Below are 17,548 nucleotides of genomic sequence, written 5' to 3' on the forward strand. Positions count from 1 at the left end.
TACAATATTTCTAGAGGAGGATTTTATGTTAGATTTTTGGACACGCGGTTTTACTATCAAAGGTATCGAAACAAGAAGGAATTTTTGGACAAACTACTTAGTTTGGTTAGCCTTACCATCATTTATACTTGGGATGCTTCAACCATCTATAGAACAAAATGGTCTTTCTTCTCCTATCGTAAATATAATTTATATAGCTCTATCTATTTACGTATTAGCAGCATTAATTCCATCTATTACCATAACAGTTAGACGATTTCATGATATTAATAAAACTGGGTGGTTATTTTTAATACATTTTATCCCTTTTATCGGGACACTCATTGTTTTAATAATGATGGGCTTTCCTTCTAATCCTAATTCAAAATATAAAAAAAACAACCTTTAATGAGGTTGTTTTTTTATATTTAGAAGAAATCAATAGCATTCTTTTCAATAGTTTTATTTTTTGCTAACTCAGCTGTATATTTTGCCATATTATTGAAAGAATCATTGAGACCAATGCCACCTTTTTTAGGCATTTTTAAAATAGAAACTTGATCTTTATATTTTTCAGTCGCTTCATTTTCAACAGACATTGTTGCTAAAGCTGGTACTCCATATTTATTGCAAATTAAAGCAGCTCTAGCAAACATCTCTCCTGCATTAGGATAATGAAAAGCGGGTCCGCAAAGTACCGCGTCTATTCCCATTTTTTTCGCTAAACCTATCATTTTCTTTGTAACTTCAGATTCATTTTCTACAAAATATTTATCACCACATACGAAAGTAACTGCTACAGTGGCACCATTCTCATTGAATTTTGGTTCTAACGTAGAACCTGGTCCTATAGCTCCTTTTTTAGCAGTAGGTGCTAGCATATTATTTTCATCGCTTCCCATTCCTGCTTGTACCTGATTTAATACCATCATAATTTTTTTCATATTAACATCTTCTTTCTATAAATCATCAAAATCAAAATCATCTAATGATATTTCATCATCTTCAACTTTATTAGCATTTTCTTGCTCTTCAAGAACAAACTGTTTGTCAATAATCTTAACGAATGGATAGTAGACTGCCATATTCATTACAAACAGCACTGCTTGTAACACTGCACCTTTCCAACCTGTCACAAGGAAACCTGAAATAATCATTGGCGTTGTCCATGGAACAGAAATACCATTAGTCAAAGGTACTAAGCCACTACTCATTGCAAAATATGCAATAATAATATTTAATGTCGGAACAATAATAAATGGTACTAAAATTAATGGATTTAAAACAATCGGTAATCCAAAAATAATTGGTTCATTTATATTAAAGATCCCTGGAACTAATGATAATTGAGAGATTTTTTTAGAACGTTGACTCTTAGCGACTAAAATCATCACAACAATTAAAGCTAAAGTAGAGCCAGAGCCTCCAAATGTAGCAAACATATCTTGGAAAGTACCCGTAATAATATTTGGTAATTCTGCACCTGTCTTATAGGCATCTAGATTTTCAAGTGATAATGCACTTAGTACTGGATTAAATACAGCACCAACAACACTTGAACCATTGATTCCAAAGAACCAGAATAAATGTAAGAAAATATATGCTATAACCATTGCTGGTAATGTATTACCTAATTTTAATAATGGATATTGTAATGATTCAAAAATAAACTGTTGCGCACTACCATATGAAGTTAATGAGAATGCCCACGCAATAACAAAGAAAATAACAGTTACAATAAAACCTGGAATAAGAGCTTCAAATGATTTTGCTACTGTTGGAGGCACGCCATCAGGCATTTTGATAGTCCAACCTTTATTTGAGAAATAAGCAAATAAACGAGTTGCAACTAATGCAACAATAATCCCCATAAACAAACCTTTTGAACCTGTCCATTGTAATGGAATACCACTAACAATTTGCTCTGTTTCAGAGCCTTCTGGAGTGAAAGGAATTTTATAAGGCGTTTGCATAAACCAAATTACTAATGAAACACCTGCAGCCGCAATTGCATTTATATTAAGCAGTTTACCTAAACTATAAGCAATACCCATAGTAGCAAGAATAGCCATAACATCAAAACTTGCTGTAGCAGGCATAGACATTTTAACTGCCCAATCACTACCTAAGAGCGCTGTCATCCACTCGTTCCAAAATGGTAGTGGGAAATTCGCGATTAACATAAAGACTGAACCCGTAATTAAAAGGGGTGTTGAAACTAAGAAACCATCACGAATTGCAATTAAATACTTGTTTTCTCCAATTGTTTTAGCAAGAGGTGTTAAAATCCCCTCCAGCTTAGACATAGCATTTTTCATAATCAAATCCTCCTTAAAAATTTCAGTCTATTTTTGTTTGTTTTGTTTGATTAATTTTAAAGCTTCTTTTAAAGCTCTTTCTCCATCCATCATACCGTAGATTTCAGATTCAATAACACCTACAGGAATTCCTTGGGGTTCGAACTCTCCATTAATTTTTTCAAATAAAAATTTAACTTGTGGTCCTAATAAAATACAAACTGGTTTTTCTTTTTTTACCATATCTGTAGCTTTAGCTGCTGGAAAAGCAGTAATTTGTAATGGCATATTATGAGAATCAGCCACTTCTTGCATTTTATTTACCATAATACTTGTTGACATACCAAATTCACAGAATAAATAGATTTGTTTCTTCATCTTAAAACACTCCTTAATTAATTTATATTTTTATATTTAATAATTTTACTTCCCTAATTGGTCGATTGGTGTTTTGATGCGTTTTTCATAAGCATCTAACCACTCTTGAGTGATTGGTTCGATGCTTGTTTTATCATCTTTACCCATCTGCGCGATATAAATGGCTGGATCTTCTTTATCATTAGCCACTGAGAAAGTGAACTCAACGTTTGTTGCCACTCCCCATTCGCCTTTATTATTCATAGCTACTAGTGAGAAGGCACCTGCTTTACCATAACGTTTGGTTAATTTATGGTGGAAACTGTACATTGCTTTATCTGCAGCTTCTTGCGGATGCATTCCTTCACCCATCAAACGAACGATTTCGTAACTTAGACAGCCTTTCATTAAATCTTCACCTAAGCCAGTCGCTGCAGCACCACCGATTTCACTATCAACATAAAATCCTGAACCTGATAAAGGTGAATCACCAACACGCCCTGCTTTTTTCATAAATAAGCCCGAACTAGAAGTTGCGGCAACCATACTTCCTGACTGATCTAAACTAACAGCACCGATTGTATCGTGACCATCATATGCACTTAACCCTTTTTCTTTCATTTCTTCTAGACGTAACTCATACATTTTTTTAGAACGATCAGTCATCATGTTTTTACGTTCAAATCCTTCGAGTTGAGCATACTTTGTTGCCCCATCGCCAACACGGAAACTGTTAAACTTATGGTCACTTAAAGCACGGGCTACTGAAACTGGATTAGCCACATCAACAATCCCTGCGACTCCCCCGATTTTAAATGTATCGCCGTCCATATAAGCGGCATCCATCTCTAGAATCCCTTCTTCATTTGGCAGACCACCGTATCCTACTGATTTGTAGTAAGGATAGTCTTCCACCATCTTGATGCACGTTTCAGCAGCATCTCCTGCTTTACCATTTTTCTTTAATTGTTCTGAAGCTGCAATAATACCATCGTGTGCCATACGCCACGTTGCAATAATTCCCCACATAAGTCTTACACTCACTTTCTAGCTATCTGATTACTATTTATTTTCTAATTTTTCAATACGTTTATATAATTTTATTTGTTCACGGACAAAAAAGTCACCCATCATTGCTTTTGTTAAATGATCTTGAGCATGAACGATAATCGGTGTTGTTTCCATTGGAGTACCTTGTGCTTCTGCTGTTAAAATATCTGTTTGAACTTGATGGGCAGCATTCAAATCTTCTTTTGCAGACTCTAATAGTTCCTCGGCTTTTTCAAATTGATTGTCCCCTGCCAATGATATCGCTTCCATTTGTTTAGAAAAAGCATCTCCAGCTTTGGCAATGATTTGAAACGCTTGCATTTGTTGGTCCATCTAAAATTCCTCCTTAAATATTCTTTTGATAAATGTATCTTACAACACTTTTTTGATATTGTATATACTTTTTATCCAATTTATTTCTAATGATATAAATAATGAGCATTTATTTTATTTATTTTCCAACAAATAGCTTTAAATTAATAGTTACCCATTGTATTAAAAATAATAAAGGTATATACTATCTTTATTCAAGCGCTTTCTTTTTAGAAAGTAGTTGAACCTTATAAAACTTTACTTTACATTTAAATTAAAAGTACATCCTACTTAATGAAAGGAGCTTAGATTATGACATCAAAAAAAACACCTCTTTATATGAAGATTGCCAATAAATTACTAGCCGATATTCAATCCGGTTCGTTAAAAGGTGGAGAAAAACTCCCAACTGAATATGAATTAGCGGATACATTTGAAGTCAGCAGACTGACTATCAGAAAAGCACTTGATTATCTGATAGCTAGAAATATTTTAATTAAACAAAAAAACCACGGGACTTTCGTAGTTGAGCAAAGTAAAATCCAAAGTGGAGCAAGCGGATTAGCGGGTTTCTCTGAAATCATTCGCAATCTAGGGATGACTCCTAGTACTAAACTAATTGAAATGACTGAGGTCTTTTTACCTTCAGAGGAAATACGGATACGTCTTGAATTAGAAGATAAAGAATCTGTTATTTTTATCAAACGTGTTCGTTACGCCAACGAAACGCCACTTGTTATTGAAAATCTACATATTAGAAAAAAATATTTGGGTGATATTACACAAGTGGATTTTGAAACAGAGTCACTGTTTGAAACAATTGAACAACATATTTTAATTGGATACTCTCAACAGGAGATCAGTGCAGAACTTGTCTCCGACTCAACTGCTGCCCTTTTGGATATCGAAAAAGGCTCCCCTATTTTACTTGTGGATACGACGACAAGTTCTATTCAAGGTGAACCCTTACTAATCGATTTATCTTATTACCGTCCTGATAAATATACCTTCAAAAATATACTTAAACGTAACCACTAAGGAGAGAGAACAAGATGAAACTAGATTATGATGTGATTAAACAAGCAGTATCTGCTAGACAAGAGGATTTCTTTGCCGGCTTAAAAGAAGTCATGCAGATTAATAGTGTCAAAGCAGATGCTACTGAGGACGCCCCTTTTGGTGTCGGCCCGAAACAAGCCGTTTTAAAAGCTCTTGAGATTGCGGAGTCAATGGGATTTAAAACTAAAATGGTCAATAATGCGATGGGCTATGCCCAGTGGGGTCCCGACTCATCTGAGTATATCGGCGTCATCGGTCATTTAGATGTTGTTCCTGAAGGGACGGATTGGGATTATGAGCCTTTTGATTTAACAGAAGATAACGGTGTCCTATATGGTCGCGGTGTCTTAGATAATAAAGGCCCTATCATGAGTAACTTGTATGCTCTATCTGTCTTAAAAGAACTTGGTCTTAAGCCAACGAAAACTATTCGTATCGTGTTTGGAAGTGATGAAGAAAGCGGCTCTGCTGATATTCCGATGTATCTTGAAAAAGAACCCGCTCCAATCTATGGCTACACACCAGATTGTAAGTACCCTGCCGTTTATGGTGAGCGTGGTGTGGTTGGGATTGATATCGTTACAACATTCTCAGATGACTCGTTAAACCAAATCCAATCCTTTGTCGGTAACTTTGATCGCAGCAGTATTCCCGACACACTTGATGTGACTTTAGCAACAGGTGAAACGATTGAAGTAAGAGGAAAACGTTCGCCAAGTAACGCTCCTGATATGGGCCTGAATACTATTACACTATTTGCTAAAGAGTCGACTGATGAGGCTCGCTTTACTGGTGAACTGGCAACATACCTGTCATGGCTAGCTGATGGCTTCCATGATAAACATGATGGTTCTGGTATTGGCGCTAATTTTTCAGATGAAGATTCAGGCTCACTTCAACTTTCTCCTTATGAGTTAAAGCTAACAGAAAACCAAGCGATTTTATCGTTATCTATCCGCTACCCTATTTCCGTTACTGAAGAAGAAGTGCTTGAGGCTATCTTTGGTCATCTTGTACTTGATACTAACGTAACTGTCACACGTCGCATGAAGTCAACGGTATTTGACCGTCATCATCCGATGCTTAAAACGATGCAAGCTGTTTACGAAAACTGTACCGGACAAGACGGTACACCTGTTACGACAACAGGAGCGACTTATGCGCGTTCAATGCCAAATATCATCGCCTTTGGGCCATCATTCCCTGGTCAAAAAGGGATTGCTCATAACAAAAATGAGTACATGGACGTTAGTGATTTAATGAAAAATATGGAAATATACGCCCTAACCTTATCCGAATTAATGGCTTAATGCTAAAAAAGAGTCGTCTCTATATAAGAGACGACTCTTTTATTTTAACCTAATAAGTAATCAAGTGTTGCTGTTCCAATCGCTTTTGCGGCAATTCCCATCGCATCTTCATTGATATCAAATTTTGGATGATGATGAGGGAAGAACTCACCTGATGCAGGTTTTGCTCCTACGAAAATATAAGAACTTGGTACTACTTCTGAGTAATAAGCAAAATCTTCTGACGCAGGATTTGCTTGGGCTAATGAAATCTCATTTAGATTTTCAATACCAGCTGTTTCAATACTGTGAATCACGCTTGATGTTAACGCTTCGTCACTCATTAAAACTGGGTAATCATGTTCGTAGAATAACTCGTATTCAATACGGAACATCGCCGCAATACCATCTAAGATTGACTTAAACTCTTTCGCAACTAATTCACGTGTTGATGGGTCCATACTACGAACGTCCCCTTCAATAAAGACGCTGTCTTTAATAACATTGAAAGAGCCACGTCCGTCAAAGTTTCCAATAGTTAAGGTTGCCATTTCAAATGGAGACACTCGTCGACTCACAATCGTTTGGGCTGCCACAACAAAATGACTAGCTGCTACAATTGTATCATTTGCTTCGTGAGGCACTGCCCCATGTCCACCTTTTCCTTTAAATTTCACTTTAAATGATGAACGTCCTGCCATTGTTGCACCTAAACAGTAGTGAATATCTCCCGTATCAATCGGGCTCCACAAGTGAACACCTAGTACATTATCCACACCTTCTAAACAGCCGTCTTTAATCATAGCAATCGCTCCGCCTGGTGGTGTTTCTTCTGCTGGTTGGTGTAAGATAACCACTTTCCCAACTAATTGGTCTTTAATTTCTAACAATGTATCCGCCAGAGTTAACATATATGACGTGTGAGCATCATGACCACATGCGTGCATACATCCAGGATTTTTAGAAGCAAATTCTAAACCTGTTTCCTCAGTAATCGGTAGCGCATCAAAGTCGGCACGTAAAGCAATAGTTTTACCTGGCTTGCCACTGTCAATGGTTACAACAACACCGTAACCACCTACATTAGTCTTGACATCACAGTCTTTCCCTTTATAAAAATCAACAATAAATTGACTTGTTTTTTCTTCTTCAAATGATAATTCTGGATGTTGATGAAGGTAACGTCTCATCTCAATCATTTTCGGTGTTTTGTCATCAATCTTTTTTTGTAATGTTGCTTTTAATGTTGTCATAATTTCAACCTCCGATTAGTTAGCTGATGCTTGTTTTTTATTCGATACTAAGAATGTTAATAGACCTGCAACAACAATTGCTGCTGCAATAAAAGTAAAGGCTAATGAATAAGAACCATCTGCTTTTTCAATTAATTTACCTAAGATCATTGGGGCTAAGAATCCACCAAGTGTTCCACCTGTATTGACAATACCGATCGATAACCCAATTGAATTTTCTTCAAATAATTTATGTGGCCAAGTGAAGACTGCTGTGAAACATGAAATAGTTAACATGCCAATAAATACAACTAAGATTGATGATAACCAAAGTAAGTCTGTATTAATTAAAAGCATAATCATTGCTGCAATAATAACAGAACCACCCATCACAAATAATTTTTCACGTCCAACGAAGAATTTAGATAGTAAAAATCCTGTTGCAACTGTTCCGATTACTTGTGCGATTGAATTCGCAGTTAAAATATACCCTGCTGATTGAATACTTAAATTATAAGTTTCTGTTAAGTAACTTGGTAACCATGACATACTACCGTAGTACGTAATGTTTAAGAATAACATTGCAATAAATAAAATAATAACGTCTTTGTTTAAAATCATTTCTTTGAATGATACAGATGATTTAACTTTAGCTTCTTTAGCTACTGGCTCAGTTTTAGGTACAAATAACGCCACTAGTACTAGTGCTAATAAGAATAATGACCCTAACGCTAAGTAAGCATAACGCCAATTGTTTGCGATTAAGTTCGCTCCTAATGTAAAGGCTAAAATCCCACCAATACCTGATGTTGATAAAATACATGATTGAACCAACGTACGTTTTTCTTGTGGGAAATTCTCAGCTACTGATTTAGAACAACTTGGTGGATACCCGCCGTGTCCAATCCCTGCAAAGAAACGAATACAGAAGAATAACATTAAACTACTCACTGTTCCGAATAAGAATGAGAACAATGAAATCATTCCTAATGAAATCATCAGAACTTTTTTAGCACCAATCTTATCTGCTAACCAACCTCCTGGAATTTGCATTAATGAGTAACCTAAGAAGAACATACTCATAATCATCCCTGTTTGTGACGGGGCAAAGTCTAATTGCTTGGCAATGGGAATAATTGCAGTTGAAATCATATTTTTATCCATGTAAACCATTGAATAACCTGCCATAAGTGCAATGACTAATTTAATACTTGCGCCTTTTGATAACTCTTTTTGTTTCGTGTTAACCATAATAAGCCTCCTCTAATTTGTTTTAAAGCGTGTGATAACGCTCTCACACCTAGTATTATACGTTTGTGAAAAATAGATATAAGTTTATTCCATATGAAAAACTCCCCTTATCATACGTTATTTGTACATCTTCAAAAAAATAATCGTATCTTTTGACAGTCAAAAGATACGATTATTTTAATTTACCTTTTTAATTTCTAAAAGATGGCAGGAATTAAAGCTCATTTCTAATTGAAAAGCTAATTCACTACTGACTTTTTTCTCTTGCACCTCTAGTTGAGGTAAGATTGTGGTTTCTAAATGAGTTTGACTTGCACGGTCAATCTCCCTTACCCCACCTAATGACAACCACGTATTATAAATCCCACCTTGGTCTTTACTCAACGTGTATTTTTTTATAAAATACGTTCCTTGTGGCAAGCCTTTTAGTGCGACCATTAACTCATGGTTTTGCTTCTGAATACTGTGATAATCCAGTGAATACAACGGGTTCATATAAGTCGGATTCCAAATAACGAGTTGATAAGCCTCGCGTTTCTTATCAAAGGTCAAGACACTAGTCTCCGTTTTTGCGACCATGCTACTGCTTAACTGATACAATAACGTTAAAGCATGGTAGACAGGTCGGCGTAAGCCGTCATACATAAATAACGACAATGAACTGATTTCACACTTGTCTTCATCTGTTCGGTCAATCCCAATATTTAACCAATAGCCAATACCACTCAGACGATCAGCAAGCGCCACTATGGTATCTAAAATCAAGGCTGCACGGTAAAATGTCCCACTCAACACATCACCATACCCCATCAATGTGTTCCAATCCAGTAAATAAATGGGCACACTCTCCAATTTTAATCCATCGAGAAAATCAGCTAAGTAGGTGATTTTCTCGATAATATCATTCCCTTGCGTCCCTTTTTGTGTGTCAATCTCGCCGACTAATATCACACTATAAAACTCAATAATTGGCTGATAGTTCACCAGATGCTCTTCTAACTGAAGCAACTCTTCTTGTGTTGTTAAGTTTAATTTTAAGCCTACGGTAAAGTCCTCACTAATCTCTTTCATCCAATCATAAACTAATTGATACTGTTGGAACTGTTCATCATACTCGGCAATCGCCATTTCAATATGTAGGGCTTGTTCCCGTGATTTCAAATAAACTAACGTCTCTCGGTAAGTTGAAAACCAGTCTTCTAAGTCATGAAAACTTTTGACCTCTCTAGGTAACGTCAAACGCACCATCGGTTTCAAACCTTGCTCATTAATAAAATCAAACCAATTTCGATTGCGGATAAAGTTAGAGACCATCTCATTAGAATAGCTAAAATTATCCTCTGCTAACAACTCCGTAAAGTGAATAAACTCAAAGCCTTGCTCCTTTTGCAACTGTACCAACTGCTTCTGAACAATCGCCTTCTCCCCGTTTTCAACATTTCCAATCGTCACCAACCGATCTGGCAAGTTTAATGCTGTGTCTAGAGACTCTTTGACCGATAAATTAAGACTCCCTTGATTGTTATAAAAACGATACGGAATATTTTTATTTACCAAAATATAAGACAGCAAACGGTAAATCTCTTCTGTTTCGATTGGCCTAATATCATCCGATTCCAACTCAACTGATTCCGAATTGACTTGTTTTTGATACTGTTTTGGAGTCAGACCATATGTATCACGGAAAAATTTATAGAAGGCTTTTTCATTAGAAAAACCTGATGCATCGGCAATTTGAGAAATCGTCAACTCGGGTAAGGCTAGTAATTCTTTAGCCTTTGCCCCTCGACGTGCTTGCAGATATTCAGACAAACTTAACCCTACCTCATCTTTAAATAATTTTGAAAAATAGAAAGGGGTTAAATACTGCAAATTAGCTAATTGCTCTAAGCTTAATTTCTCCTGATAATGCCCCTCAATATAACGAAGCGTCTCCGAAATACGAGGGTCCTCTACTTGTGGCAATCGCTCATCTGTTTGTTCCTCTTGATACCCGACGACAAACTCTCCTACCAAGATAGCCAACAGCTCATAAAATTTTTGGAGTTGATCAAATACATTGCTCTCTCCACCGATGCAATCTAATAAAATTAACAGTAAATTCTTCTTCACGATGTCTAACTGACTTTCTTTAATCAGTGTCAATTTACTTAAATCATTAACAAATAATGGTAATCTCTCGTACAGATTAGTCCCTTCAATCAACTGACGATCAAAAGTCATAAAGAGTATCGCATTTTCCTCTTCTGACGTCAGCGTAAAACTTTCATTTGGATTAATCATAAGCAACTCATCTTTTTTCAGTTGCCCCTGTTGCCCCTCTAACTGATACGCCAACGTCCCTTCTACTGCAAAAAATAACCGGTACTGATTATCCATCTCTGGCGACGCTTTGACTATCGATACCAACGATATGTCAAACGGTAAGACTGATACACCCTGACTCATTTCTCTACCTCCAACTTGAGTAATTGTGGGTTCATTTTAGCATAGCTTGAAAAGAGATAGGGGATTTCTTACGATTTCCCTTTAATTAAACGTGATATTTTCAGATGGTTTTAATGAAAAATACTGACTACAACTCTTAATTTAAGGTTCCATTACTGAATATAATCCGTTACAATAGGACTATATTCCTAAATAACTTACAAAGGGTGATTATATGCAAGCAGAACTTTATCGTATTTCAAAAAATAAACGCAGTCTCTTTTTCATCGGCTTTATGATTGCAATTCCTCTACTCGACTTTTTACTTAGTCTTACACAAGAATTCCAAGAATATCTGACTGACCCTGTTTATTATTACCATTATTTCCAAACACATCCATTTGACCATCAGTTTGATATTCATCCTGCAGCTACCTCTTTTTTAGCAGGCAATACAATTGGCCATCTGCCACAAATGCTGTACATCTGGGTACTCCCCTTATTATTACTTGCTATTAATGGCGATTATTATTTAACCGATAAGAAAAATGGCATTGATAGCATACAGTTAACCAAGCTATCTCGAAAAGACTGGCTAAAGAAACGTTATATCTTGACTACAAGTTTATCTTTTATCGTAGCATTTAGCGGCTTACTTCTTAATTTTGGACTAGTCACCCTCGTCTTCCACAAAGGCCATGGCTTTCAAGGGTTAGAACTTTATCGTAATCCGAATCCCACTCTGCTTAATTTTTCAATCGACCATCCCTACAGTATTTATTTTGCTTATATTTTAGTATTTTCAGTACTGACCGCCCTACTCTCTATTTTATGTCTGAGCCTTTCGTTTTTATTCCCAAATCCAAAAGTTGTCTATCCTGCTTGCTTCTTAATATGGATTATTCAAATCATAGCACCCAATAGTCTGACTTATGTGATGCAGCCTTTTATCGAATACGGGCTGGATAGTATTATACCCGCTCTACTCGTCTACACTAGTCTTGTACTCATTGTTACTGTCACTGCCATAATTTACCAAAGGAGATATCATGAACTTTAATCTATTAAAATATATTCTATGTTTGGCTATTTTTATCTTTTCTTGGCTTTTTGGGAGTAGAAATCTAGATAGGCATAATACAGTTCTTAGTATTCTTGATACTAATGAACCTTATTCCGGCTACAATGATATGTTAAGACTTGGGACAATTAATGCTTTATTATTTTTCATCCTGTTACCTCCCTTACCAAAGGTACAACTCTTAATTCGTCGAAGTCGTCAACAGTCTCTCACCCGTCATATTGTTAAATATTCTTGGATTTCCTTGGCATTTACCAGTTTATTTATAGGAAGTAGCCTTCTTTTAAATCGGTATCGTTTCTCTCATGCCATCTTATCTGCTACTCATTTTTACCGTAGCATGATGCTCTATGCCGTGATTATGTTTCTTTTTTATTTGTGGCTAGGACTTGTTTTCTTAATCATCAGTCTCCTTTTCAAAACACATACTCAAGCACTTAGCATTAGCTTTTTATTCAGCGCTCTCACGACTTATGGCGGCTTAATCTTATTTTCTTCTGGTCCCATCCGTTCATTTGAAATTTTAGACACTTTTTTAAAAGAATCTGGTGCGGTTAATTTATTAGAGTACAGCCTCATATTAGCTAATCTCATCACACTCTCTATCGGGACAGCTCTTATCGCGTCCCTACTTTTTAATAGAAAGGATTTTCTGAATGAATCGGATTAATTATAGTGTCATGGGTATCTTAACTATTTTTTACGTCTTAATAGCGCAACATTTTTCTCAACCTGGTCTTGTTTCAACTCTATATGCAGGACCAGACTACCATTCCAGAACAATACTTATTTTATGTTACTTTTTTAATATTGGATCGTACGTCTGCCTTACTATGGGGGTAATCGAAACTCATCTTAAAGAAATCGTTCCTTGTATTTTAATTCGTTCTCATAGTATTTACCCTATCTTCACCATTTTTTTGAAGCAAATTATTCAGTTTGTCGTCGTTATGGAGACCTTAAAAGTCCTAGCATTTTGTCTGTATCTTAAACTAACTGTCCCCGTTCTACCTAGTTTAGTCCCACTAATTAAGCCTTACATCCTTAACTGCTTATTCCTATGCTTTATTTTAGTGATACAAGCTCTTTTAGAATTATTACTAGACAGCCCTAAAGCACTCATCGCAACACTTTTGTCTGTTAGTTGCTCAGTGTTGGTTAGCGATATTCTAAATTTTCTAGCACCAGGTTCTTGGGTAAATGCCTTACTTCCACTTAACTTGACACTTACAAATAGATTTAATCACTTTAGCCAGTCCTTACCTTATCCGACACTCTTGTCATTAATCATTATGAGTGGTGTGATGGTTTGCAGTATAGGATTGATGTTACATCTCTTTAAAACTAAAAATTGGATATAGAAAGAAGGAACTCACATGCCTATTATTGACATTGAAAACTACTCAAAACTAATCAAAAAACGCCCTGTCCTTAACTCAATCAACTATCACTTTGAAAATGGGACAATCTATGGTCTCCACGGACAAAATGGCTCTGGTAAAACTATGTTACTTCGGGCGATTTCTGGTTTAATCTTTCCCACTACAGGGACGGTTACCATAGATGGAAAGCTTCTCCAAAAGGATATCGACTTTCCACCTCACACAGGAATTATCATCGAACATACTGAACTTTTACCTAATATGACAGGCTACGAAAACCTGAAAATGTTGAGTAAAATCAATAAGACTGCCACAGATGACGATATTTTAGACAGCTTAAAACAAGTTGGCCTTGGCGGTCATGAGCATACAAAAGTTAAGAACTACTCCTTAGGAATGAAACAAAAATTAAGTTTAGCTCAAGCTATTTTTGAAAAGCCATCCTTATTACTACTGGACGAACCTACCAACGCCTTGGATGAAGATAGCGTTCAGTTGATACATGATATTTTACTTAGATTAAAAGAACAAGGCTGTACTATCATTATGGCAACACATAATAAAGAAGAACTTCTTGCCCTAGCAGACCATATTATGAAGATGGTCGATGGTGAGTTGATAAGTTAAATCGTCATTGAAAGGAGGTGATAATAATGTTGAAAAAGAAAACTCTATTTTTAACTCTCGCAAGTGTCGTAACACTTAGTTCAAGTTTCTATATTAACGCTCTCGCAACTAACGATAATATCTCATTTAATTTTCGTGTCCCTTCCTATCAAAGTAATGGTCATGAAGCAACTGGACAATACAGACAAACAACCCACACGGATAATCAATGGAAGGTCAAACTTCTTAAAAGTGGTGAAGGAAAAGGAACTGTCACTAGATTTTGGTTAGAAAATAAAAATGACACTAATGTAAGTAAAACAGTAGATGCTAAACAAGGTTCCGGTCCCTATTACAAGGATGCTTATAAATCAGCCAGTCAAATTAATGTTTGGCTAACTGCAGAAAACAATAATTTTAACGGGGATAGCTATAACGTTTCTGGGAATTGGGATGAAGAAACTTGGTAGCAACATAAAAAGACATGCCATCTCTGGCATGTCTTTTCCTTTACCTCTGTACCCTTTCCTACTAGTCTTCCAAACTTTCAGTTTCGAAGTGTAGGCTGTCGTCTTTAAGTGTGACGATGACTTTTGTTTGTGGGCCAACTTTTCCTGCTACTATTTCTCTAGCAAGTGGTGTTTCCACTTCTTTGGTTAAGAAACGTTTAAGTGGACGAGCGCCGTAAATTGGGTCATAGGCTGACTCGGCTACCCAGCTTTTCGCTTCTTCTGATAATTCTAATTGAATATCTTGGTCTTCTAAGCGTTCGCTTAGGTGACGTGTCATCTTGTCGATGATTTGTTTTACATTGTCTAATGTTAATGGTGTGAATAAAATCGTATCATCGATACGGTTTAAGAATTCCGGTTTGAAGTGCATTTGTAATTGTGACATCACAGAATCCGTTGTTTCTTTCGGTAATGTTCCTTCAGGTGTAACGCCATCTAACATCGTTTGAGACCCAACGTTACTTGTCATGATTAAAACAGTATTCTTGAAGTCTACCATACGACCTTTAGAGTCAGTCAAACGACCATCATCAAGCACTTGTAACAGAATGTTGAACACATCTGGATGAGCTTTTTCAATCTCATCTAATAAGACGATTGTGTATGGACTACGACGTACGGCTTCTGTTAATTGACCGCCCTCTTCGTAGCCGACATATCCTGGAGGAGCTCCGACTAAACGAGACACTGAATGTTTTTCCATGTACTCACTCATATCGATTCTGACCATGTGCTCTTCTGAATCGAATAAATCTTCTGCTAAAGCTTTCGCTAATTCAGTCTTACCGACCCCTGTAGGCCCTAAGAATAGGAATGACCCTAGTGGACGATTTGGATCTTGAAGTCCCGCACGTGAGCGGATAACCGCATCTGATACTGCATCTACTGCTTCGTCTTGTCCGATAACACGTTTATGTAAGGTTTCATTTAGACGTAAGATTTTTTCACGTTCGCCTTCGACTAATTTCGTCACAGGAATACCTGTTAAACGTCCAACTACTACTGAAATTTCATTGTCCGTTACGGCTTCTTGGACTAAACGATTATCTGACTCTGCTTCATTTTTAGCTTCTAAGTCTTTCAACTCTTGTTCTAATTTTGGAATTGTACCATGACGTAAGACAGCCGCTTGTTCTAAATCATAATTACTTTCTGCTTCTTCTAACTCATGGCGTGCTTTATCAATCTCACTGCGTTTCGCACTTAGCAAGTTCACTTCTGCTTTTTCAGTTTCCCAACGCATTTTCATTAGGTTAGCTTCTTCACGTAATTCAGCTAATTCTTCTTGAAGTATATCTAGACGTTTTTTACTTGCATCGTCTTCTTCTTTTTTAAGAGCCGCTTCTTCAATTTCTAATTGCATCAAACGACGTGTCACTTGGTCTAATTCCGTTGGCATTGAGTTCATTTCCACACGGATGGTCGCACACGCTTCATCGACTAAGTCAATCGCTTTATCCGGTAAATAACGGTCTGTTATATAACGGTTTGATAACGTTGCAGCTGCCACTAAGGCATTATCATGAATGTTAACTCCGTGATGGATTTCAAAACGTTCTTTCAACCCACGTAAAATACTAATCGTATCTTCTACTGTTGGTTCTTTAACTAAAACACGTTGGAAACGACGTTCTAAAGCTTTATCTTGTTCCATGTATTCACGGTACTCATCTAACGTTGTCGCTCCAATACAGTGCAACTCACCACGAGCTAACATTGGTTTCAGCAAGTTCCCAGCATCCATACTGCCTTCAGTCTTACCTGCTCCAACAATCGTATGAATTTCGTCAATGAATAAGATGATTTGACCTTCGCTTTTCTTCACTTCTTTTAAGACAGCTTTTAGTCGTTCTTCGAATTCACCACGGAATTTCGCTCCGGCAATTAACGCTCCCATATCTAACGAGAAGATTGTTTTGTCTTTTAAGTTTTCAGGGACGTCTTTACGGACGATACGTTGGGCTAATCCTTCGATAATCGCTGTTTTACCAACACCAGGTTCCCCGATTAACACTGGGTTATTCTTTGTTTTACGAGACAAGATACGAATGACATCACGAATCTCATCGTCACGTCCGATAATCGGGTCTTGTTTCCCGCTTTTTACTAATTTGTTTAAATCAGTGCCGTATTTTTCTAATGCTTCATATTGTTCTTCTTGATTTTGTGATGTCACACGTTCTCCCCCTCTTAAGTCTTCCACTGCTTGACGTAAGTCTTTTTTCTTAATTCCTCTGTCGGTTAAGAATTTTGCTAGTGGATGATTTTTTAATTCCATCAAAGCAAGCAAGATGACTTCTGTTGCTAGATACTCATCTCCAAAGCTCTCTCTGATTTTATCTGCTTCTTGCAATAAATTAAATAAATTTTGGCTCAAGCCTTGTCCGTACTGAACATTGCTGCCTTCTACTACTGATTTACTATCTAAGTCACGGTCAACTGCTGCTACAAATTCGTTTACCGGTACGCCGGCATCTGCATAGAATTTATACGCAAAATGATCCGGTTGTAAAAAGATTTTCCATAAGTGACAAATATCAATCTCTTGATGACGTCTTGTCATCGCCACTTGTTGGGCTGCTGCTATGGCTTCTTGCATGGTTGTTGTCATTTTTTCTATATTCATAAGCATTGCCTCCTTAACTTTATACCTTATTATATCAACAAGGTCAGTAAAGGTCAAAGAATAACACTTCGTTTCATTGACCTTTATT

17 protein-coding genes are annotated in these 17,548 nt (G+C 36.7%); 8 read left to right on the plus strand and 9 right to left on the minus strand.

Features of this window, described 5'->3' with window-relative positions; genetic code table 11:
- The first annotated feature begins 25 nt into the window (after positions 1-25).
- Positions 26-388: a DUF805 domain-containing protein gene (locus CBF31_RS04960; protein ID WP_126831289.1), complete on the plus strand. Its 363-nt coding sequence runs from the start codon at positions 26-28 to the stop codon at positions 386-388.
- Between the two features lie 19 nt (positions 389-407).
- Here the strand turns inward: CBF31_RS04960 and CBF31_RS04965 are convergent, their stop codons facing one another.
- The 5 genes from CBF31_RS04965 to CBF31_RS04985 are packed head-to-tail and all read right to left on the minus strand — an operon-like array spanning position 408 to position 4,016.
- A complete protein-coding gene (locus CBF31_RS04965; RefSeq protein WP_126831290.1) occupies positions 408-923 on the minus strand; it encodes a GrdB-related putative oxidoreductase in 516 nt (171 codons plus the stop codon).
- 15 nt (positions 924-938) lie between these two features.
- Positions 939-2,297, minus strand: a complete 1,359-nt coding sequence (gene celB, locus CBF31_RS04970) for a PTS cellobiose transporter subunit IIC (protein WP_126831291.1) — start codon at positions 2,295-2,297, stop codon at positions 939-941.
- A gap of 27 nt (positions 2,298-2,324) precedes the next feature.
- Complete coding sequence (locus CBF31_RS04975) at positions 2,325-2,654, minus strand: PTS sugar transporter subunit IIB (RefSeq protein WP_126831292.1); 330 nt, start codon at positions 2,652-2,654, stop codon at positions 2,325-2,327.
- Positions 2,655-2,699: 45 nt separating this feature from the next.
- Positions 2,700-3,662 carry a glycosylasparaginase gene (locus tag CBF31_RS04980; RefSeq protein ID WP_126831293.1) on the minus strand — a complete coding sequence of 321 codons (963 nt, stop codon included), beginning with the start codon at positions 3,660-3,662 and terminating at the stop codon, positions 2,700-2,702.
- A 33-nt stretch (positions 3,663-3,695) separates the two neighbouring features.
- Positions 3,696-4,016 (minus strand): PTS lactose/cellobiose transporter subunit IIA, encoded by a 321-nt coding sequence (locus tag CBF31_RS04985; protein WP_126831294.1) that lies wholly within the window; start codon positions 4,014-4,016, stop codon positions 3,696-3,698.
- 291 nt (positions 4,017-4,307) lie between these two features.
- Here CBF31_RS04985 and CBF31_RS04990 point away from each other — a divergent pair, with 291 nt between their 5' ends.
- Both CBF31_RS04990 and CBF31_RS04995 read left to right on the plus strand, forming a co-directional pair.
- Positions 4,308-5,033 carry a GntR family transcriptional regulator, LSA1692 subfamily gene (locus CBF31_RS04990; RefSeq protein ID WP_126831295.1) on the plus strand — a complete coding sequence of 242 codons (726 nt, stop codon included), beginning with the start codon at positions 4,308-4,310 and terminating at the stop codon, positions 5,031-5,033.
- A 14-nt stretch (positions 5,034-5,047) separates the two neighbouring features.
- On the plus strand, positions 5,048-6,364 hold the full coding sequence (locus CBF31_RS04995; RefSeq protein WP_126831296.1) for a Sapep family Mn(2+)-dependent dipeptidase: 1,317 nt from the start codon (positions 5,048-5,050) through the stop codon (positions 6,362-6,364).
- Between the two features lie 44 nt (positions 6,365-6,408).
- Here the strand turns inward: CBF31_RS04995 and CBF31_RS05000 are convergent, their stop codons facing one another.
- From CBF31_RS05000 to CBF31_RS05010, 3 genes are all read right to left on the minus strand, one after another.
- Positions 6,409-7,596, minus strand: coding sequence for an amidohydrolase (locus CBF31_RS05000; protein WP_126831297.1), 1,188 nt, complete (start codon positions 7,594-7,596; stop codon positions 6,409-6,411).
- 15 nt (positions 7,597-7,611) lie between these two features.
- Complete coding sequence (locus CBF31_RS05005) at positions 7,612-8,826, minus strand: MFS transporter (RefSeq protein WP_126831298.1); 1,215 nt, start codon at positions 8,824-8,826, stop codon at positions 7,612-7,614.
- 177 nt (positions 8,827-9,003) lie between these two features.
- Positions 9,004-11,274, minus strand: a complete 2,271-nt coding sequence (locus CBF31_RS05010) for a helix-turn-helix domain-containing protein (RefSeq protein ID WP_126831299.1) — start codon at positions 11,272-11,274, stop codon at positions 9,004-9,006.
- Between the two features lie 214 nt (positions 11,275-11,488).
- Here CBF31_RS05010 and CBF31_RS05015 point away from each other — a divergent pair, with 214 nt between their 5' ends.
- From CBF31_RS05015 to CBF31_RS05035, 5 genes are read left to right on the plus strand one after another with little or no spacing between them, the layout of a single operon-like run.
- Entirely contained in the window at positions 11,489-12,313 is an 825-nt protein-coding gene (locus tag CBF31_RS05015; RefSeq protein ID WP_126831300.1) for a hypothetical protein, read from the plus strand.
- Positions 12,303-13,004 (plus strand): hypothetical protein, encoded by a 702-nt coding sequence (locus CBF31_RS05020; protein ID WP_126831301.1) that lies wholly within the window; start codon positions 12,303-12,305, stop codon positions 13,002-13,004. Before CBF31_RS05015 ends, CBF31_RS05020 begins: the two co-directional genes overlap by 11 nt.
- Entirely contained in the window at positions 12,991-13,695 is a 705-nt protein-coding gene (locus tag CBF31_RS05025; protein WP_126831302.1) for a hypothetical protein, read from the plus strand. The genes CBF31_RS05020 and CBF31_RS05025 overlap by 14 nt, the downstream gene beginning before the upstream one ends.
- A 15-nt stretch (positions 13,696-13,710) precedes the next feature.
- Positions 13,711-14,343: an ABC transporter ATP-binding protein gene (locus CBF31_RS05030; protein WP_126831303.1), complete on the plus strand. Its 633-nt coding sequence runs from the start codon at positions 13,711-13,713 to the stop codon at positions 14,341-14,343.
- A gap of 26 nt (positions 14,344-14,369) precedes the next feature.
- A complete protein-coding gene (locus tag CBF31_RS05035) occupies positions 14,370-14,792 on the plus strand; it encodes a DUF2712 domain-containing protein (RefSeq protein WP_126831304.1) in 423 nt (140 codons plus the stop codon).
- Between the two features lie 61 nt (positions 14,793-14,853).
- Here CBF31_RS05035 and clpB read toward each other — a convergent pair whose 3' ends face one another.
- Positions 14,854-17,460 (minus strand): ATP-dependent chaperone ClpB, encoded by a 2,607-nt coding sequence (gene clpB / locus CBF31_RS05040; RefSeq protein ID WP_126831305.1) that lies wholly within the window; start codon positions 17,458-17,460, stop codon positions 14,854-14,856.
- Positions 17,461-17,548: the final 88 nt, after the last annotated feature.

It is taken from the genome of Vagococcus fessus (assembly GCF_003987565.1).
GTDB classification, from domain to species: Bacteria; Bacillota; Bacilli; order Lactobacillales; family Vagococcaceae; genus Vagococcus_D; species Vagococcus_D fessus.